1 protein-coding gene is annotated in these 1471 nt (G+C 69.1%); it reads right to left on the reverse strand.

Annotation, left to right across the window (positions count from 1 at the left end; all coding sequences use genetic code 11):
* Positions 1-9: 9 nt before the first annotated feature.
* The coding region (locus tag ACZ6NC_RS41940; protein ID WP_465739150.1) for an acyl-CoA carboxylase subunit beta at positions 10-1471 on the reverse strand (1462 nt) is incomplete at its 5' end.

Raw genomic sequence — 1471 nt, forward strand, 5'->3', positions numbered from 1 at the left:
ACGGCGCTGCTACATCGGCGGGTTGCCGTGCTTGCGGCTGGGCAGGTCGGCGTGCTTGGTGCGGAGCATGGCGAGCGAGGAGGCGAGGACCTGCCGGGTCTCGGCGGGGTCGATGACGTCGTCGACGAGGCCGCGTTCGGCCGCGTAGTACGGGTGCATCAGTTCGCTCTTGTATTCCTTGATCTTCTGGGCGCGCATGGCCTCGGGGTCCTCGGCGGCGTTGATGTCGCGTCGGAAGATCACGTTGGCGGCGCCTTCGGCGCCCATGACGGCGATCTCGTTGGTGGGCCAGGCGAAGGAGAGGTCGGCGCCGATGGAGCGGGAGTCCATGACGATGTAGGCGCCGCCGTAGGCCTTGCGCAGGATGAGCTGGATGCGGGGCACGGTGGCGTTGCAGTAGGCGTAGAGGAGCTTGGCGCCGTGGCGGATGATGCCGTCGTGTTCCTGGTCGACGCCGGGCAGGAAGCCGGGGACGTCGAGCATGGTGACCAGCGGGATGTTGAAGGCGTCGCACATCTGGACGAAGCGGGCGGCCTTCTCGCTCGCGTTGATGTCCAGGACGCCGGCCAGCGACTGGGGCTGGTTGGCGATGATGCCGGTGACGTGGCCGTCGATGCGGGCGAGCACGCAGAGCACGTTGGTGGCCCAGCGTTCGTGGACCTCCAGGTACTCGCCGTGGTCGACGATCTCCTCGATGACCTTGCGCATGTCGTAGGGGCGGTTGCCGTCGGCGGGCACCAGGTCGAGCAGGGAGTCGTTGCGGCGCTCGACGGGGTCGTCGTTGACGACGGTGGGCGGCATCTCGCGGTTGTTCTGCGGCAGCAGCGACAGGAGGTAGCGGACCTCCTCGATGCAGGACTGCTCGTCGTCGTAGGCGAAGTGCGAGACGCCGGAGACCCCGGAGTGGACGTCGGCGCCGCCGAGGCCGTTCTGGGTGATCTTCTCGCCGGTGACGGCCTGGACGACGTCGGGGCCGGTGATGAACATCTGCGAGGTCTCGCGGACCATGAAGATGAAGTCGGTCAGCGCGGGGGAGTAGGCGGCGCCGCCGGCGCAGGGGCCGAGCATCACGGAGATCTGCGGGATGACGCCGGAGGCGCGGGTGTTGCGCTGGAAGATGCCGCCGTAGCCGGCCAGCGCGGTGACGCCTTCCTGGATGCGGGCGCCGGCGCCGTCGTTGAGCGACACCAGCGGCGCACCCGCGGCGATGGCCATGTCCATGATCTTGTGGATCTTCTGCGCGTGGGCCTCGCCGAGCGCGCCGCCGAAGATCCGGAAGTCGTGGGCGTAGGTGAACACGGTGCGTCCGTGCACGGTGCCCCAGCCGACGATCACGCCGTCGGTGTGCGGCTTCTTCGCCTCCAGGCCGAAGCCGGTGGCGCGGTGCCGGCGCAGTGGCTCCACCTCGCGGAACGAGCCCTCGTCGAGCAGCAGGTCGATGCGCTCGCGGGCGGTCAGCTTGCCCTTGGCG

The sequence above is a fragment of the Kitasatospora sp. NPDC041988 genome, from assembly GCF_055588525.1.